Source organism: Paenibacillus sp. HWE-109, from assembly GCF_022163125.1.
In the GTDB taxonomy this organism is placed as follows: domain Bacteria; phylum Bacillota; class Bacilli; order Paenibacillales; family NBRC-103111; genus Paenibacillus_E.
The window spans coordinates 625,839-645,207 of record NZ_CP091881.1 but is presented as its reverse complement, the minus strand read 5'-3'; the positions used below and the strand labels follow the sequence as shown (position 1 = coordinate 645,207).

The following is a 19,369-nucleotide window of genomic DNA, read 5'->3' as shown; positions in this document are numbered from 1 at the left end:
TTAGACCGGCAGAACAGGGCGCAACAGCCTTGATAGGTTTTCGGCCATTAACGCATGACCGTAATCGGATGGGTGAATCATATCGTATGTCAATCCAGAGTAACTACTCAAGATATCGCTGCCTTCAAATAAATGAACATTCGTATAACATGACGCCAGCTCCCGTAAAATATGATTAAATTCGTGCTGATTTTTCCCCGAATCACTTGGATTTAGCTCGACGCTTGCTGCATTGGGAAATGAGGTAATCAGCACGACTGGCTTGCCCGGCGCCTTATTGACCATCCGTTCGATCAAGTAGTCGGCTCTTTTGCGGAATTGCTCTGTACTGAAGCCGCTGCGCATGTTGACGCCGATCTCTAGGGTGGCGATGTCCCAGTCCTCCCTCTCAGACAGATAATCCGCTACTTCACGCTCGCACAAACATGCGCCGCTCAAGCCACCGTTCAAAACATCAAGCCCCAACCTCATGGCCGTTTGGCTAACATAAGTGTTTGCTTGATGCGTAGCATGTGCGCTGTGCGTAATGGAAGATCCATATGCGAGCCAGCGCAACCGAGGGAGCTCACTTGCGCTAGGCGGACGACAATCCCCACCGAATGTGTCGACGCCATGAAAAACAGCATGGTATCTACCTGTCATCACCCGCCATACCCCTAACGAGAAGTTCGCATGACTCCATACTTTGGCATTCATATTTTCCAGTTCAACAGGTTTTTCAAGTAATATCGTATGTATCGTGCCTTGTATCAAACTATGCTTGGAATGGAAAATATCTCCATAAAAAACGAGTGCCTCTCCGTTGCTGTCGAACGATGACAAAGATACGCAAACTTGCGGCGAATCCGACACGAACCGAATTTCACAGCCGCTCGATTGCCGGGAAACAAGTTTTCCCCGCTTGCCCAATGCGTTTCGAACGGAAGCTGGGAACCGATGCAGGCCTACACCTGGGTAAAATTCTCTAGACTCGACTTCAACGACGTTATGAAGCTCTACATTTCGATGTATCATACCTTGTCACCTGGTTCGTCTTCCCGTGACGCTGTCCATTGAATGGCCACAACATCGACAAGCGTCGTGCGGCATTCATCCGGAACGATCAGAAGCAGATGGCCACCTTCTTGGCGATACGCAATCGACTGCCCAGTTCGCAGCATAAACACGCGTTCAGGAGTAGCCTTAGTTTCTTTCAGAATGACTAGACCCTCCATGCTCGGCAGCAGATGATAATACCAATAAGCCCAGCCACATGTCACTGGAACGTTAGAGCATTCCGGATAGGGCCCTCCCTTGACATCGTAGATAGACTCACCACTGTGTCTCATCCATTCACGAACCTCAGCCAATCTTACTGATATATCCTCAGGCAACGTGCCGTCGGCCTTCGGCCCGATATTCACGAGGAAATTTCCGCCCCATGCCCGAACCTCTGCGAGCCTCGACAGCATCCAAGAGGCCGGTCGATACTGTTCGCTCGACCGAATATAGGCCCACCATGGTCCCTCAGCCCATATGTTGCAGTGTTCCCAACGACCGACCGGCCTTTCTTGCGGCATATGGCATTCAGGAGTATCGAAATCCCCAATACCATGCATTCGCGTATTTACAAGTATGCCCGGCTGGTACTTGCGAATCTCCTCTATCGAGATTGCATCGCTCAAATCGCGACCTCCATCAAACCATAACATGTCTATTTTGCCGTACTGGGTCAGCAGTTCCATGACTTGCCCTCGAATATAAGCAAGGAATTGCTCCTGCCAACCTTGAGGCTGCGGCTGCAGCTGAATCGGCTCATGACACATGCCATAATGCGCCCTTCCCGCGAAAGATGTTGCTCCGCTTCCCGCTGCACTGCCATAATGAAACGACATATAGTGACGATTGTAGTACCAATCGGGAGGAGAATAGTACAAGCCAACTTTAAGCCCGTTTCGACGGCACTCCTCTACGAATTCTCTGACAAAATCCCTTCCGCTTAAAGTGAGGGCTGTGTTGAACTTTCCCCATTTGCTCGGCCAAAGTGAGAAACCGTCATGGTGCCTGGTTGTAAGTACTGCATAACGAAACCCAGCCTCAGCGGCACCCGATAACCATTCCTCCGCAGGGTTACTCTTCGGTTGGAATCGTTCAGCTAAACGGAAATAATCCTCCGGTAATATGGTCTTGTCTTCACCAATTAATGCCTCCCACGGCTTCCCAGCCATCATTCCCCAGGAAAGATCACACTCCCCTTCAACTGCAGAAATCCCCCAGTGGATGAATAGACCGAGAGCCGCTGTTTCGAACCAGGCCGTATCGGGGTGGGAATTTGGCGCATACAGCCTCTCGGATGACGGGTAGTCCGCATGACCGATAATGGCGTGCTGCAATGCGACAGCATCCGACGATTCCGTCCTTTCTTTTGCTTCCATATGATCCCTAGCCTCATCGTTTTGAGATGTCATTCTGTTCACTCTCCTTATGCTGAACGCAAGCTCCCTTCACTCAGGAAGAGAGCCTGCGAACAAGTAGCTGTTCTATGGTTTGCGTCGAAGCATTGAAGACGGTACAGCTTGCTCGGTCATATTCGGTCCCGAGATGGTCAGGTTAGGTATAACACCTTCCCATATTCGAGGCGTCAAGTTCGGAATGTTATAAGCAGCAACCGTCTGCCCACGATAATCGACATATCGGACCTGTATGCGATGCAATCCATGTTCAAGCGCGATTGACCAAGTGCCAAAGCCCTGCCTTCCCGTTATTGGATACCACCTCTCGTCGCCGATAAACAATTGCAGATCGTAACCTGCCATGATATTGGGGAGCAGCCATTCTTCCGGCGCCCGGAAGGTGTAGACGCCATCTGATGGAATATCAAGCCATCCGCTGTATTCGAAGCCATATGCGCCGTCGGTTGCCTTCGCCGAGAAGTCGAACAGTCCCGACGCCGTGCCCAGCGATGTAGGATCCATCCGATCCATATGAACCATGAGATCTTTCCAATCCCCTGCATAATAGCGGTAAACCACACCGCTCACAGTGGAGGCCGAAACAGCCTGTCGAAGTGCTTGCTTCGTGAATGTCGCTGTGCGAACGGAGCTTACATTCGTGCTGTCTATGGTATCCTTGACGCTCATGACACCCGCACGAAAAGCTCTCGCCTTCACCTTAGCCGAATCCGTTAGCATAAACGGACCTGTGTACAGCGCTGAAGACAGAGTCGGAGTACTGCCATCCAGTGTATAACGTATGGACGCGCCTGCTGTATAGGTCGCCATCGTGACTGTGACGTAATCGACAAATACATCAGCTCCAGGCGTGATGGAGACTTCGCCAACCGGCTTATTTATGCTTCCCAACTGCTGCATAACCCCATTTCGAATTTCAAACTCGAAGCTGATGTTCTGCGGTATTCCACTCTCCGACATAACTGAAACGCCTAGTGCCATCCCTTTCGTGACCCCGTTCGCATCAGTGAGCAGCAAAAGCGCTTCTCCTTGAATGGAAACCGATTCCAGCGACAATACTTCGTTTTTATCCGCTGCCACTTGATATTGTACGACTTTGCCATCAGACATAATCGCCTTGAAGCCGGCTACCCCGCTACCGTTGCGTGGCTCGATCGATAGGAGTTCGGCCTGCTGGGTTTGGCGTGGATAAATGACGCTCACAAGTGCTTGATCACCGCTTCCAGAGAACGAAGCGCTCAATCTGTAAAAATCAGATACCTTATACAGGTTCGTAGACGCCACGATTTCTACAGTACCGGTAGTCGTCATCGCGGAGCTTCCGAATTGATACACGGACAAGTTGCTGACGCCAGGATCTTGGGTGCGCATGTAGCCGGAACGAGCGTCGGACTGTCCACGCTCGATATGCGTCGGATCAAACACGCGGTAGCCGGGTGACCGGGAACCGATGACTTGCGAAGGCAGACGCAAATCCATTCGATAGTTATGCGTACCTCCACTGATCAAACGATCCGTCACAATCCATAAGCCTTGCTCCTGCAGCAATGTCAACATGCGTTGATGGGCCGTATCGTCGGTACCGGTACCTTCGTCTTTTCCGTAATGTCCCTCATACATGCCTTCTGTGAATTGAAACGAAGGAGATTCATACCATCGGAGATCAGCCGGCTCATCCCAGCTGGACACGAGAGTCTGTCTATGGCCCCAGCTGGAGATACCGTACGAGTAATTCTGCATGTCTCCATCGACGGTAAGCGGGCTTGGGATGTTGTCATATGCTCCCACCTCGCCAGGTACCACCATATCTTGACCGAATGCTTGAATCGAAAGCATATTGTTGCCCTGCAAGCTATGGTAGCCGTAATTGCCTGGATGGCTCGAACTGAACAAGAACGCTTCCTGACTGTCAGGCATCCAACCGCTCCTTATGAACGAATAGCCACCATAAGGGAACCATTCCGATGTAAAATCGGGCTCCGCCGGTGTCGGGCTCCCGGAGCCGATAGCCAGAATAGCTGCAATATTCGAATCCTGGAGTGCTTCTGGAATCGCATCCTGCAGCAATTCCTTCACTGTCGCCGTCCAGTCGCGCCAATCAATGCGGAAGCCAGCCGGGAATTTGCCCTTCAAATTTAATGCGTGAGACATCAGCTTGGCACGCGCCATCAACCGTTCTTTAATTTCCGCTTCCCGCTCAGGGGTCATTAAATCGGGCCGCAGCGTCTTTACGACTTGATAAGCAAGTCCCGCACCGTAACGCAAATCCTCCCGGTTGTAGGATAACGATTGCTCCGACTCCGTGCCGTCAGGCATATAATGTGTGGTGCCGAAGTCCTCCATGCGGCGAAACCCTTCCCGCAGATAAAAGGAACTGTCCTTGAATTCACTCAGTAGAAGTCCGTTCATAATCAGCGAAGTAAAAATGCCAGTTGTCCAGTTTTGCGGATTGGAACTGCCGTATACGATCGAAATCGGAGGATATTCCTCCTGCATCTTGATTAATACCCTCGCCAATGTAGTAGCCGGCAGCCCTTCCCCATCAGCTGGCAAATGGTCGGCAAGCAATTTCAATTGCCTCATTAGGTACACGACTGCACGTGCTCCGGCTTGATCCGCATCCGGAATTTCCGCAGGCAAAATGGAATCATAACCGTGAGAGTGGAGCGCCCAGTCATCGACATAGTCTCCCCATTTATCCAAATAGGAGAGATTCCCCGAACTATTGAAACGATTGAGCAACGGATAGAATTGATCAATATGCCACATATAGTTATTGCGTGACGCATACCCTGCATTGGTGGCAGGTGCTTCGAAGCGCCAATCGATTCGGCCAGGTTCACCAATTAGGATTTTTCTCATATCGGGCGTAGTTAGTATGTTGTACAGAAGCTCGTCGGGCATCGAATCACCCTTGCCGAATGTAAAACTCAACAGCTCTTGGTCCCAATTGAACGTGTTGATATTGCGCAGTTTATTCAGGAAATAGCTGCGAAACGCCATTAACGCTCCTTCATAATCCTCGCTTGTAACCCGTTGTCGGAAATCAATCAGCCCCGGAACCGTCGGGTCGAGCACGCTAGCGAGCCTTCGGGCAAGCTGCTCTACACTGGCAGCAGAATTTCGGTCGTTAAATTCCGATTGCTGAGCGGAAACACCACTCGGTTCAGCCGCAGTCGTATTAACTGTAATAGTAGGCGGCCGGATTCCGAAGCGAACCTTATTCAGCTCATCCAGCAACGCAGCATCGTTGATTGGATCGAACAGGTTGGGATTCGCGTCCAGCACCCATACACCGCGAGCATTATCTTGAAACAACGTCAACCCGAACACCTGCCCGACATTTCCGATAGGAACCTGCAAGGCGTTAGTTTCATGGACGGTCGGATGATCTAACGGCATCAAGACACCGTTGACTGTCATCGTCGGCAATCCGGGATTCAACTGCAAGGTCGTGCCGCCATAAGTGACGGTATAGATGGTTTGCGATTCGTTCCAGCTCCCCGTCCAGCCCAGCTGATTAGCGAGAAACTGCACCGACGCCATCGCAATGCCGTTAACCAGCTCGGGCCTGACGTCCGGGTGGTCCGTTGAAATCATCTTCCGTTTATTGCGGACATAGCTGTAAGCGCGCTCGGGGTACAGCACGATGGCTTGCATCATTCGCTGCTTCAGCGAGGAGGAATAATAAATCGTCTCTTCCCTGATGTGATCCAGCAAACTCTGCACGTGAGCAGCAATACGGGACGATGTATTGCCATACATGTGCTCATTGTCCATATAAAGTGCCGCATCGCCGTAGCTGGCAGCAGTACCCGTAATTCTCACCGCCATTGATTTGATTCCCAACGTATAGTCGATAGGCTGGGTATTAGCGTTCTTAATGAGTAAATGTCTGCCTAAGGAGGACTCGATGACTTCACTGCTGCTGGAATCAATGATATGAATATCATAAGTAGCTTCTTCCAGATGCATGACTACGATAATTCGATACCAACGATCATTCACAATGGAGCCGATGGCAAGCCGATCCTCTCCTGCGCTGCCGTCCGCTTTCCCTACATAGACACCCGAAGAGTTTCCCGGTGCTTGAATCCGAAATAAATTGACGGATTGATTGCCGTCCTGCGTTCGTATGGTTTGTAGATGATACATGCCCGTTCCTGTCCCTTCGAAGCGAAACGATTTCTCATAGAGGACTGTACCCTTAATTGGCGAGGCGAAGCTGCTTCCCCCCCAAAAACCGCTCGTCGGAACCTGCCCAAATGTCATCTTGGCTACGTGATTTCCAGTTCCATCCGCGTCCTCCTGAACACGAACATCATAATTATTTTGGTTAAAAACGATAGAGTTTAATGAGTTCAGCTGATAGTCATTGTTTAAATACCAGTGATTGATTGTTCTAGCAAGTGCGTTCACACGTGTCTGTAGCGTGCTGATGTCTTCGTCGTCAGGCAGCTCGCGCAACAGCGCTTGAGCAGCAGCGAGATCAGCTTCTAGCTCACTTTGCTCGGCCGTGTAAACAGCTGCCGACGCCTGCGCAACCATACCGGTACGAAGAGCGGACAGTCTCATTTGCATGTTGGTTTTGACTGTTCCGGCAGCCAATGCTGCCACCTTCCCGTCGGCATAAGTAATTTCTGCTTTATTGCGTCCTATTTCAGCGTTATCTACCAAGAACTCCGCCTGTGTAGCCGCAGACATCGTATAGAGAAACAGATCATCGCTGTATGTTGCTGCGTAACCCAATGTCGAACCGCTATGCTTGCCGTACAGCCATTTGAATCCGGCTGAATAGTCTACGGTTGTCGCTCCGATGACAGTAGGCAAATGGCGGCCAGTGCTGCCGTACAACCGATTGCCGGCTTGGTCAAGCAAGTATATATCGTACGTAGCGGTGGACGTATTAATCACAGTCCGAATGGCGTACCACACCTGCGTTTGAATCAGATTCGCCGGCACGACATTCTCTTCGCCACTGCCATTCGCTTTCGTCAAATACAATCCAGGGTTTGAACCTGGGTAATGGATACGCCAAATCGGCACCGGAATGTTTCCACTCTGGGTCCGCATATACATGACGTAATACAGGTTGTTTCCGCTTCCATCAAGTCTCACCTTCTGGTCTAACACGAAGGTGCCTGTCAACGGCGTAAATGACATTGTAGGTGTGTACCCGCTTGGTGCTGTGCTTCCATACAGCTGTCGAGCGACCTTATTGCCTGCTTCGGATGGATCTTGCTGCACTGTCAATTGGTAATTGCCAGAAGTGAGAAGAGCATCTCCAACCGACTTCGATTCATAATCTTCGTAGACCGACGATACGACCGTAGGGAGCTGGGGCATTACTCCCGATGCCTCGGCTTGCTGAGAACCAAGGATTGGAAGGAAACCGTTAAGAAAAGCGAGGACCAACCATAAGGCTGTGATACGTTTCGTTATTGACATCATGAACACTCCTTTGAGGTTGTGAGACCAACCGAAATGGTGAGTCGCCGGAACTGCCATAGCAGCTCCGGCCAACTTTCCTCTTACTTAATGTTGTTTTTCTTAACGAATTCATCAACCTGCCTTTGCATTTCGGCAACGATTTTATCGGAGCCGGATTTTTTCATTTTATCAATTGCCTGCTTATATTTATCCTCATAGTCGGCAAGCGCGCCGCTCCTCAACGCATTTTCGAATTCTGTGCGTACGGCCGCTACCTGAGCAAGCTCCGTAGCGATCGCCGTCGTATCCGGCTTGAACGACATCAGCGCCGATTTGGTCGCCGTCTCGTGAAGTTTTTTCACGAAAGTGTTATATCCTTCTTTGTCCGCCTGTGTTTCGTACGTTTGGAACGTATTGCCGAGCACCCATTTCCACAAGCCGTATTTGGCCGTTGGTGTGCCTTGCCCAGTGTAGCCGATGGTCTCCATGCGCGTCGGGGAAACTTTCTTATAGTGCTCGCCCTCCAAGCCCCACACAAGCAGATCGTAAAGCTCTTTCCCCTTGCTAGTGTTGATTAGCTCGATTAATTGCATCGCACGCTCCGGGTTTTTACTTGTGCGTGGAATAACCGTAGCGGTTGCGGCATCCCCTGACGAGATAAACGTTTGGTTGGACAGCGGGATGTTGTAGTACTCCACTGTGCCTGCTTGCGCATTGCCTGGGGTCACCGTGGTGCCTTCTTCAACTTGGTTGTGTGCCCAGACCACACTTCCGTTCAGCTTGCCGTCATCAACGCGAGGGTCTTGCATCGACAGAATATCTTTCCGAATATAGCCTTTCTTGAACCAGTCAGCGGCTACATCGAACGAATCCTTAAATTCCGGCGTTTCGTACATATTGACAACTTTGAAACTCTTATCGTCAATTCGGTAGCCCGCAATATAATTCGTGGAACTGAACGTCTCGTACCCTTTCGTTTGAATAAACTGCATAATCGTCGAGATGGAAGCCCCTTTGCCAAGTAAATTATTATCTTTAAGCGCTTTCAAATAGGCTTCAATAGGTTCATAGGCCTCTTTCACCGACGTCTTAGCTCCAAAATTGACCGCTTGCAGCTTCTTCACGTCCAAATATTTGTCTGCCAGATCCTTGGGCACCTTGAGGCTTGGACCCATGCCGGCTTCTAGCTGCTGATTTGGAACTGCATACGTTTTGCCGTCTACGACGGTACGTTTCATGACCCAATCCGGCACACCAGTTGCTAGTTTAGGCGCATATTTGGCGATCAGATCGTCAAGAGGCAAGAAGGCACCCTTCTTCACTTCCGGTACGAACGGAATTAAATACCCGGTCCAAGCCAAATCAATCTCCTCGCCTGATGCAGCTAGTAATTTCCATTTTTCCACGAATTCCGTCCGGCTCAACTCGACAAATTCAACTGTCGTATTGGGCAACAACGGCTGCAGCCTTTTGTTAAACTCCGCCCATACCCGTTCGGAATCCTCTTGCTTGCCCGGACCCATAAATACCCATTTCAATTTTACCGGCTTGTTGTCAGCCAGTGTACTTGCGGTCGGCACTATCGTATTGCTCGTCGAACTCTTTCCATTGTTCCCGGAGGTTTCGCAGCCCGCCACTGTGAGGACAAGCATCAAACCTGCACAGAGCGAAATCGCAGACAGCTTGCTTCTTCTTTTTCTGATCATTTCCATTTTTCATCCTCCAATTGAGTTTATTCGCTACCCCTTAACTGCTCCGATCGTTAGTCCCTTGGCAAAATATTTCTGGAAGAAAGGGAAGATCACGAGCATCGGTCCAGCTGCTACAATACACATTGCAAATTTCATGCTTTCCGTCGGAACTTCCAACATGCTGCCAGTAAACATCCCGGGTGGCGCATCTTGGGCTAAACTCTTTACAAACTCTGCGTCCATTAATATTTTCTGAAGCAAATATTGCAAGGTGTAGAGCTTCGAATTGTTCACGTAGATCAAGGAAGTGTACCAATTGTTCCAACGATCCAAAATATTGAACAACGCAATCGTGGCCAGAACCGGCTTGGACAGTGGCAGAATAATGCGGAAGAAAATCGTCAGCTCGCGGGCTCCATCCATTTTTGCAGATTCCGCCAGTGAGTATGGAATCCCTTGGAAGAATGTCCGTAAGATGATAATGTGGAACGCATTGGCCAACGTAGGCAGAATATAAATCCAAAACGTATTGCCGATATGCAAATACTGTGTGTTTAGAATGTACGATGGAATCAATCCGCCACCAAATAACATGGTGAAAAAAATAAAAAAAGTAGTTGTATTGCGCAGTTTATAATGCACTAGAGACAATGGGTAGGCGCAGAGCGCCATAACAATTAGGGCGAGCAACGTCCCGAATAGTGCCTGAAACGCCGTGATGATGTAGGAATCGATCATTTGCGCCGGATTTTCGAATACATAGCGATAAGCCGTGAAATCGATTCGCATCGGCAACAGTCGATACCCCTCCCGCATCAACTCCTGCTCGTTCGAGAGTGACACGGAGATGATCATGAGAAACGGAAGTAAGAATGCCAACGAAAATAGAATAAAAAACAAATGTATGCACATGGTGCTGAACGTTAACTTAACAGGTTTCGTCACCGGCACTCTCCCTCCTGCCTTAGAACAATGAATTGTCCGGTCTTATTTTCTTTACAATTAGATTTACACTTACGACCAACACAAGTCCGACAACGGATTGAAACAATCCGACGGCGGCGGTCATGCCAATCTCGCCTAACCGAAGTCCACGGAAGACATAAGTATCGATTACATCCGTTACGGGATATAATGTCCCTACATTGCGCGGGATTTGATAGAAGAGACCAAAATCGCCTCGGAACAAGTCGCCAATCGCCAGAATGCCAAGAATAAACATCAACGGCGCAAGCGAGGGAATCGAAATATGCCACATCTGCCTGAGTCGATTCGCGCCGTCGATTCGCGCCGCTTCATATTGTTCTTGATCAATACCTAGCAATGCAGCGTAATAAATAATACAATCAAGCCCGACATGCTTCCATAAATTCGAAACTACGAGAATATACGGCCAATACTTCGTGTTCCCGAACCATTGCACCGGTTCCATTCCGATAAACACTCTAAGTTGGTTTAATATTCCGAGCTCCGGATTAAGCAACGTGTACGAGATGTATCCTACGATGACCCAAGACAGAAATCGGGGGAGAATCATACTCGTCTGGTACACTTTAATTGCATACCGGTTCCTTACTTCAAACAACAGCAGGGCTACGGTAACCGAAGCCATGATGCCGATAACTAGAAAAGTCGAGCTGAAAGCGACTGTATTCCTTGTAATGCGCCAAGCATCCTGTGAGGTAAAAAAGAATTCAAAATTACGAACCCCCACCCACTTGCTTCCTAGAATGCCGAGATCATAACGGTATTCCTTAAAAGCAACAATCACACCGCCGATCGGCAAATAGTGAAATACAATAAAATACAGGATAGCGGGTAGAGTTAAAAGAAACAGCTCGACATGTCTGGCGAAAGCCGACAATCTCCGTCCTACTCTTGTACGCTGCCGTTTCGTCAATGTGATTTCATTCATGCGTTTCCTCCTTTTCTCATAGGAGCGGTTCTGCCAAACCGTTTCCGAATTGATGTCAAACACTTTGATCAGGAGTGTTGTGCAATCCCTATTGTACGCGCTCTCATCGTAAGATTACATTCCAACATCTTGCCTTTGGTGCATATTCTTTGCATCTTTATTTTTTTTCACTTACTCTCCACACGACATGATAGAATTAGAATTATTTGTAAGAGATAAGGGGGAGATCGCTTGTATAAGTTGATCATCGTTGATGATGAGGAACGGATTCGCAACGGGTTGAAGAAATTTATAAATTGGGCTGGTCTCGGGTTCGATTGTGTTGCCGATTTCGAAGACGGAGCTGATGCGATGCAATACTTACAGCACCATGAAACAGATGTCGTACTGACCGATATCCGGATGGCTCAATTATCGGGAATCGAATTAGCTCGATATGTGTTTGAGCAACGACCACGCGTTAAAGTCGTCATTAACAGCGGCTATGCCCAGTTTGAATACGCTAAACGTGCGATAGAATATAAAGTTGAGCACTACCTCATTAAACCGACCAATGTGGATGAAATGCGGCAAGTTTTTACGAACATTCGAACTGCTCTCGATCAAGAACGTCTAGGGATGTTTGACGATTTCCCGGCTAGACAAGGTCACTTTCTGGAACAGAGAGAGCATGCGAAGATTCGGAGACATCACCCTTACATCTTGGAGGGCATGCGTGCAGGGAGTTCGTCTATTGTCATTGATCATTTTAATTTACTGCTCGACGACATCCTCCAATCAAGACCCGATCTGCTCTATCTGCTTGTCATCGATCTTTTTACAGAAATTGCAAACGCTTTCAAGGAATTCGACCTATTCCGCCTTACGGGAGGACGGTTCGACTACCGTCTGCTTACCCCGCAACAGAGTCCTGCCGACATTCGTCGTTGGGGCGAACAGGTGCTGCAAGATACGATTTCCTGTTTATCCAAGCGCAACCAGAATAACCCGTCTTCCCTATTGCAACAAGCACAGACTTTCATAGAAGCGAACTATACCAAGGATCTCTCACTAGAGGAGGTGGCAAGCTCCGTCTACGTCAGTTCTACCTACTTCAGCCGCTACTACAAACAGCAGACGGGTGAAACCTTTGTCGAAGCGCTAACACGCATACGCTTGAATAAAGCTGTAGAACTGCTGAAACTGCGCAAGTATAAAATCTACGAGATCAGCGAAATGGTTGGCTATCAAAGTAGCAAATATTTTAATAGGCAGTTTAAGCAAGGGTTCGGATATACGCCCAAAGAGTATGTTCGACTTATTCTAATAGGGAGCGATCTGGAAGATGAATAGAAAACGCGGCATTTGGTACTATATTCAAAACTACAGGTTTCAAAGTATATTCGTCCGTAACTTCATGATTATTCTGGTGCTCGTCATATTGCCGCTGGCAGGTATGAGCTCCTTTCTTTATCGCAGCTCCCACCAGATTATCAATGGAGAGGTGAGTCAAGTCAACAAAAGCTCGCTTTACCGAGTTAGGGACATCTTGGATGTCCTGTTCCGAGAAACCAGCATGCTCTCCACACAAATATCTCAGCAGATGGATACTCAGCTTTTCATGCTCGATACGAACTCAGCTAATCTTGTGCAAGGGGAGTATACTAAAATCAACAGCACAATCAGCATGTTCACCCTTATTTATGAATACATCTCGTCCATATACGTCTATTCGGAGAAAAACGGGTACGTCATTTCCAATAAGGAAAACAACTTTTACGATAATTTTGCAGACAAATCGTGGTATCCTTTCTACGAGCAAAGCGATTCTGTGTATACCAAGTCACTGCCCCGCAAGGTCCGCGAGGTCTACCCGTTCGTCCTTTCTTTTGTTAAGCCCAGTTACCTGAACGCCAAGGATAAAATCGGTGCGGTCATCATCAATATCGACCTGGAGGAACTTGGGAAGCTCATTCAGCCAGCTGACGGCAAGAAGGACCATCAACTCTTTATCATCGACGAAAACAAAAATTTCATTTACAACCAAGATATGAAGCTTCTATTTCCCGGAAAATCAAAACCTGCTTATCTGCAAGCTTTGGATCAAAAACTGGATGAACTGCTCAATCAAAAAGAACCCTATTCAGGCATAGTGAAGCTCGATGGCGAATCCTACATCTTGACTTTAGCCAAGCTAAGCTTCAACAATTGGGCCTGTCTGTCTCTTCTCCCCATCCAAGAGTACGAATCAAATATTCGTAACATTTGGAACTACACAGTCTTACTGCTGCTATTGTTTGCCGCGTTAGGCGTTATCGTGGCCTTTCTTATTTCCGTAAAAACTTTTCAGCCGATTCGAAATATCATTCACTTGATGGAACAACTGGAGAGAGATGGGATGACAAGGTCGCCGGATGGCAGAGATAACGAGGTGCGTTACATCTCAGGCAACCTCCTCAATAGCGCCCAAACCAAACGCAGAATTGAAGAGGAACTATCCCATCGCTCCCAATTGCTGAACGAGGCTCAGGCTTCTGCCCTGCAGGCACAAATTAACCCTCATTTCATTGGAAACTCCCTGGAGACCATTAATTGGATGGCGATCGAGCTGACCGACGGACAGCCTAACGAAGTATCCGACACGATTGGAACACTTTCACAGTTGATGCAACTGAGTCTCGATATGGATAACCGTCTGGTTCCATTCCGAGTGGAGGTGGAGCATGCTAACTTGTATTTGCGCATGATGGATATTCGTTATAAGAATAAATTTCGAATCGTGTGGGATATTCCTCAAGCGCTAATGTCCGTGCAGGTCATCAAGCTTATGCTTCAACCTCTGCTCGAGAACGCCATTCAGCATGGCATTCATCCGAATCGGAAACAAGGAGTAATAACAATCTCCGGGCTTATCGAAAACGACCACATACTGCTTCACATTAGGGATAACGGGATTGGAATTGAAGCGGAGAAACTGGACACGCTCAATGCCAACATGCAACAAAAAAGCATGTTGCACGCCGAGCATATCGGACTGAAGAACGTCAACCAGCGGCTGAAGCTCACGTTCGGAGAAGCCTACGGCTTGAGTTTGATAAGTAAACCCGGGGAAGGCACAACTGTCATCGTTAAGCTTCCTTTGTAGAGAGTTGGGTCACTGAATCCAATCGAAACACGACCCGAGAAACGGGGACGGAACGCAATGTTCTCAAGCAACGGTGGGGTAATTATAATGCCAGACTGCTTTAGGCCATTAAGACCTCACCGACTACTAGGGAATAAACCGGGGAAACACGCGAAAAAGCATGATTGATTAATGTGGGCACCCTCATTAATCAATCATGCTTTTTCCTAATTCTAATAAATCTCCAGATTGCGATAAATCTTGCTCTTCTCAATCTTGAGCTGCACCGCATCCACGACATCGTCCGCTTCGTGCCCCGTTTTTCAGCCGCGCAGCATATCCGTTGGTGAACACCAACTGCAAATTACAAGATTTCAATACCGCCACTATAACAGCTCGCTTTTCCTTCAGTTTCAACCTTTTCTTTTAAATACTAGTAGCAACGAGAAGTTTCTTGTCCTTACTTTTCATAAAACCCTACGATTTCTCGTAGGGCAACTAACCTTTATTATATTTAATGAACCAACTGCCGATCATGCGTAATCACAATAATCGTCCGCCCCTGCTCATTCAGCCGCCTAAAAATATCCATGATCTCCACGCCGGTTTTAGAGTCCAATGATCCCGTTGGCTCATCCGCCAAGATGATCGGGGGATCCCCAGCCAAAGTCCGCGCGATCGCAACACGTTGCTGCTGCCCACCGGACAGTTCCGATGGAAAGTGCCGCCTGCGATCCAGCAGATCAACAGCTTCCAGCGCTTTGAGAACCAGCGGCTCCCGCTGCTTTCTGGATAGTCCGCGATATATCAGCGGCAACTCCACATTCTCATAAGCACTCAACCTTGGCAGTAGATTAAAGTTCTGAAAAACAAACCCGATCTTCCGATTCCGGATCTCTGCCAATTGTGAGTCCTTCAGCGAATGAATCTGCTTTCCATCCAGCACATACAGGCCTTCATCCGAAACGTCCAAACAGCCGATGATATTCATCAGCGTGGACTTCCCAGACCCCGAAGGTCCCATAATAGCGACAAATTCGCCTTGTACAATGTCTAGCGAAATGTCATCTAGGGCGCGGATTGTCTCCCCGCCCATATAGTAAAATTTACTCACATGCTCAATTTGAATTAAGGCTGTCATTGTCCTCGCCCCCCATTATTTGATGCCAAATAAATGAAGATTACGATTCAATTCTTTTACCGCTTCGCCTTATAAAATTCATGATACAGCTTCATCAGTGCCCTTTTTTCGATCCGCGACACATAGGAGCGGCTAATACCCAACTCCTTCGCAATCTCCCGCTGCGTCCGCTCTTCCCCACCTAACTCCAGTCCAAACCGCCCAACCACAACTTCCTTCTCCCGCTCATCCAATATCTCCAAATTCTTATATATCTTTGATTTCTCTATTTTCAGCTGTACAGCATCTACCACATCGTCCGCCTCGCTACCGAGGATGTCGATCAGCGTAATTTCATTCCCCTCTTTGTCCGTTCCGATGGGATCATGCAGGGACACATCTTTCCGAGTTTTCTTCAGTGAACGCAGATGCATCAGGATCTCGTTCTCGATACAGCGCGCCGCGAAAGTCGCGAGCTTCGTGCCTTTGTTCGGCGAGAACGACTCGATCGCTTTGATCAATCCGATCGTCCCGATGGAGATCAAATCCTCCAAATCTTCCCCTGTGTTATCGAATTTTTTGAGGTTGTGAACACGAAGCAACGTAAATAAGCATTCAACTATGGTGCCCATTACATCAAAAGACTGCTTAATTTACTACATACTGTTAAATCAATAGAGGGGTTCCCGCGAAGCAAGCTTTTTTTCATCGTGATCCTGAAATGGCTCGGTAATCGGAAACTCGATATCCAACCATCACTTGCAAAACATCCGACAGGTTATGATTACAAAAAAACAGAAGTAAGTCGTAAACATTTGGAGCAGATGATTAGGAAATTGCCCCTATTTCATTCCAGTCTCTAGCTATTATTTAAGCAAATCTTCCCGTCTAGTTTTAAATCCGCATACGTCATCTCATTAAGAAGCGTTCACCCAAGTGAGTGATCGCTGCAACCTTCTCCTTCTATTCTTACAACCCATTACCAGCAAGCTCATGTACCTGGAAAGAATAAGGACAATTTAGTCATAGCATTTGAATAGCGGTATCTTATAAAGTCTTAAATCGTGCTCTATTCTCTCACCCAAAGCCCCGTCATATCACTAATTTGCAAGGAAATCACCTTGACAGATCCGCCGACTGCATACAGCTCAAGTCCTTGACTTTCAGGCTCCGGAAAAACCAAGTCTGTGATAACGGCAATACCCTCATTACCGAACAGTTCTATGTTCGACCCATCCACATAAATAGTTACTTGAATCCGTTTATGCTCTGGCTTCAGAGTCACGGTGTGTTTAGCTGCAAAATCAGGATGGAAATCCGCCGAGCCTGCATTTGTTCGATCTAGGAATAGGGCTTCATTCACGACATCGTAGCCGATGATGGTTTCCTGACTTGAAGACTTGCGGAGCTTGAAACCGAATTCTATCGCGGTACCTATTTCGAACTCAGCAATGATTTCTGCTTTAAGGGCAGTAACTTCGGATAATAGGTTATCTCCTGGTTTAATAACCAGATCTGTTAGGGTTGACATTGGATTACGTAGTTTACTTAACTCCTTCACCGGCAGCTGAATCAAACGAAGTCCTCCCAGACAAGTTCTGAGCTGAATCTCGCGTGGAAGTGACATGTTTCCGCGCCATTCCAAAGATGGCAATTTATTTGCATAACGCCAATTGTTCATCCAACCGATCCATATTACTCTCCCATCCTCTTTCGGAATCCCATTCCAGGTAACCGCTGCATAAAAGTCTGATCCGAAATCAATCCATTGGATATCGTGAATGGACTCGATGATTTTATCTGATATGAACGATTGACCGTCGAAGTGACCTATAAAATACATCATACCGGAACCGCCTGCGGGCGGCTGCGGATCGCTCATATTTCCCCCGTTAAGGTCCCCGACGCTCAGAGACAAAACCCATTTTTTGTTGTTTGGATCATTATCCACAGGAACCTGGAAGATGTCGGGACATTCGAACACGCCACGATGCACAAAGGGTACCGTGGATCCGAACTCGCTTGCAAAACTCCACGCTCTAAGATCTTCCGAGGTGTAGAACTCTATGCGATCCCTTGCGGCTAGCGCCATCACCCACTTGGATGATTCTTCATGCCAGAATACTTTGGGATCCCGGAAGTCGGCTGTTTCACTGGCAGGTAACAGAACAGGATTTCCCTCAAACCTTGTCCATGTTCGTCCTTGATCTCTGCTGTAGGAGAGACTTTGAACTTGTGGTTTGCCGGGCTGAGCTTGATTCCCTTCGTTCGTGTAAATGGCAACCAGACCGGAACCTTCCTCATTAAAGAAGCCACTGGTGTTGTTCATATCCGCCACTGCGCTTCCCGAGAAGATCGCTCCGTCCTCGCCAGGCGTAATGGCTGGCGGAAGTTCCTCCCAATGGACTAAATCCTTGCTTACTGCATGGCCCCAATGCATGCGGGGGAAGTCAGGACTGGTGGAATTAACCGTATGTTGATAGAAAAGGTGGTACTCACCTTCGTAGTAGACCAAGCCGTTAGGATCATTCATCCAATTCTTCGCGGGTGAATAGTGGAACTGAGGTCTGTATTTTTCTTCATAGGAACCTATGCGGGCGTTCTTAATGAATTTGTTTTCTTTAGAAATACACATATAACTTCTCTCCTCTGTAGTTTTATAACAAAATATCTATTTATTTATAGTTATTTCCATTTATTACTAACGCGTGAATTTCCTCTAGCGTACCCAGCGAGGGAATGGCCCCCTTTCTAGTTGTCGCGAGAGCCCCTGCCGCATTAGCAAAGCGCAATACTTCTTGAAGATCCTCCTCCTGCCAAACTTGCAGTGGCTTACCCAGATCCAAAACCTCAAATAACAAAGCGCCGAAAAACGCATCTCCAGCACCTGTCGTATCCACGGTCTGAACGTGAAAGCTCTCCATCTTGCCCCACCAATCCTTCATCTGATAAAAAGAACCAGCACCTCCTGCAGTGACCAAAAGCAAGGTAAGCCCATACTGTTCAACTAGATGTCTTGCTGCTTTCTCTAGATCCTGCTCATCAGTCAAGAAGAAGAGTTCTTCTTCGGAAACCTTCACCACATCCGCAAGGCTTAGACCTACGTGGATTACTTCTAATGCGTGCTCTTCATCTCTCCACAATGAAGGACGCCAATTGGGGTCATAAGTAATAAGTGCTCCACACTCCTTCGCAACCTGAACAGCTTTTAAAGTCGCTGTGTATGCAGGCTCTGTTGTCATCGAAATGGAGCCAAAGTGAAAAATACGCGTTTCCGCGAGCATAGACAGATTTAGCTCATCTGCTCTCAACAACTGGTCAGCACCCGGATTTCTAGCAAAATGGAATGATCTATCTCCATCTGAATCCAGCTGAACGAAAGCCATCGTCGTATGAGCTTCTTCTGTCGCAACTAACCCTTTATCCGACACACCTACGTGGAGCAAAGCATCGCGTAAATACACACCGAACGGGTCGTTACCCACCTTTCCGATGAAACCCGTTTTCTTACCGAGCTTCGCCAAAGCCGCTACCACATTCACCGGTGCTCCGCCCGGATTACGTTCAAACAACGGCTGTCCCGCTTTGGAACGACCATACGGAGTAAAATCAATCAAGTATTCCCCAAGCGCAACTACATCGTAGTTCATGCCATAAGCC

At 48.0% G+C, this 19,369-nt stretch carries 11 protein-coding genes and 2 pseudogenes; 2 read left to right on the top strand and 11 right to left on the bottom strand.

Annotated features, from left to right (window positions below; genetic code table 11):
- The 6 genes from LOZ80_RS02805 to LOZ80_RS02780 form a co-directional block, all read right to left on the bottom strand.
- Complete coding sequence (locus LOZ80_RS02805) at positions 1–1,014, bottom strand: SGNH/GDSL hydrolase family protein (protein WP_238169998.1); 1,014 nt, start codon at positions 1,012–1,014, stop codon at positions 1–3.
- Positions 1,011–2,447, bottom strand: coding sequence for an alpha-L-fucosidase (locus tag LOZ80_RS02800; RefSeq protein ID WP_238169997.1), 1,437 nt, complete (start codon positions 2,445–2,447; stop codon positions 1,011–1,013). Before LOZ80_RS02800 ends, LOZ80_RS02805 begins: the two co-directional genes overlap by 4 nt.
- Positions 2,448–2,519: 72 nt before the next feature.
- Complete coding sequence (locus LOZ80_RS02795) at positions 2,520–7,901, bottom strand: chitobiase/beta-hexosaminidase C-terminal domain-containing protein (RefSeq protein WP_238169996.1); 5,382 nt, start codon at positions 7,899–7,901, stop codon at positions 2,520–2,522.
- Positions 7,902–7,981: 80 nt separating this feature from the next.
- Positions 7,982–9,592 carry an ABC transporter substrate-binding protein gene (locus tag LOZ80_RS02790; RefSeq protein ID WP_238169995.1) on the bottom strand — a complete coding sequence of 537 codons (1,611 nt, stop codon included), beginning with the start codon at positions 9,590–9,592 and terminating at the stop codon, positions 7,982–7,984.
- Between the two features lie 27 nt (positions 9,593–9,619).
- A complete protein-coding gene (locus LOZ80_RS02785; RefSeq protein WP_238169994.1) occupies positions 9,620–10,516 on the bottom strand; it encodes a carbohydrate ABC transporter permease in 897 nt (298 codons plus the stop codon).
- 19 nt (positions 10,517–10,535) lie between these two features.
- Positions 10,536–11,486, bottom strand: a complete 951-nt coding sequence (locus tag LOZ80_RS02780) for an ABC transporter permease (protein WP_238169993.1) — start codon at positions 11,484–11,486, stop codon at positions 10,536–10,538.
- A 231-nt stretch (positions 11,487–11,717) separates the two neighbouring features.
- Here LOZ80_RS02780 and LOZ80_RS02775 point away from each other — a divergent pair, with 231 nt between their 5' ends.
- Both LOZ80_RS02775 and LOZ80_RS02770 read left to right on the top strand, forming a co-directional pair.
- Positions 11,718–12,818: a response regulator gene (locus LOZ80_RS02775; RefSeq protein WP_238169992.1), complete on the top strand. Its 1,101-nt coding sequence runs from the start codon at positions 11,718–11,720 to the stop codon at positions 12,816–12,818.
- Positions 12,811–14,610 (top strand): cache domain-containing sensor histidine kinase, encoded by a 1,800-nt coding sequence (locus tag LOZ80_RS02770; RefSeq protein ID WP_238169991.1) that lies wholly within the window; start codon positions 12,811–12,813, stop codon positions 14,608–14,610. The genes LOZ80_RS02775 and LOZ80_RS02770 overlap by 8 nt, the downstream gene beginning before the upstream one ends.
- 218 nt (positions 14,611–14,828) lie before the next feature.
- Here LOZ80_RS02770 and LOZ80_RS02765 read toward each other — a convergent pair.
- From LOZ80_RS02765 to LOZ80_RS02745, 5 genes and pseudogenes are all read right to left on the bottom strand, one after another.
- Positions 14,829–14,906: pseudogene (locus tag LOZ80_RS02765) on the bottom strand (RNA polymerase subunit sigma-70); the annotation flags it as partial.
- Positions 14,907–15,121: 215 nt separating this feature from the next.
- Positions 15,122–15,730, bottom strand: a pseudogene (locus tag LOZ80_RS02760) (ABC transporter ATP-binding protein); the annotation flags it as partial.
- 56 nt (positions 15,731–15,786) lie between these two features.
- Positions 15,787–16,341 (bottom strand): RNA polymerase sporulation sigma factor SigK, encoded by a 555-nt coding sequence (gene sigK / locus LOZ80_RS02755; protein WP_337950993.1) that lies wholly within the window; start codon positions 16,339–16,341, stop codon positions 15,787–15,789.
- Between the two features lie 437 nt (positions 16,342–16,778).
- Complete coding sequence (locus tag LOZ80_RS02750) at positions 16,779–18,344, bottom strand: glycoside hydrolase family 32 protein (RefSeq protein WP_238169989.1); 1,566 nt, start codon at positions 18,342–18,344, stop codon at positions 16,779–16,781.
- A gap of 40 nt (positions 18,345–18,384) precedes the next feature.
- Positions 18,385–19,359: a PfkB family carbohydrate kinase gene (locus LOZ80_RS02745; protein ID WP_238169988.1), complete on the bottom strand. Its 975-nt coding sequence runs from the start codon at positions 19,357–19,359 to the stop codon at positions 18,385–18,387.
- Positions 19,360–19,369 lie beyond the last annotated feature (10 nt).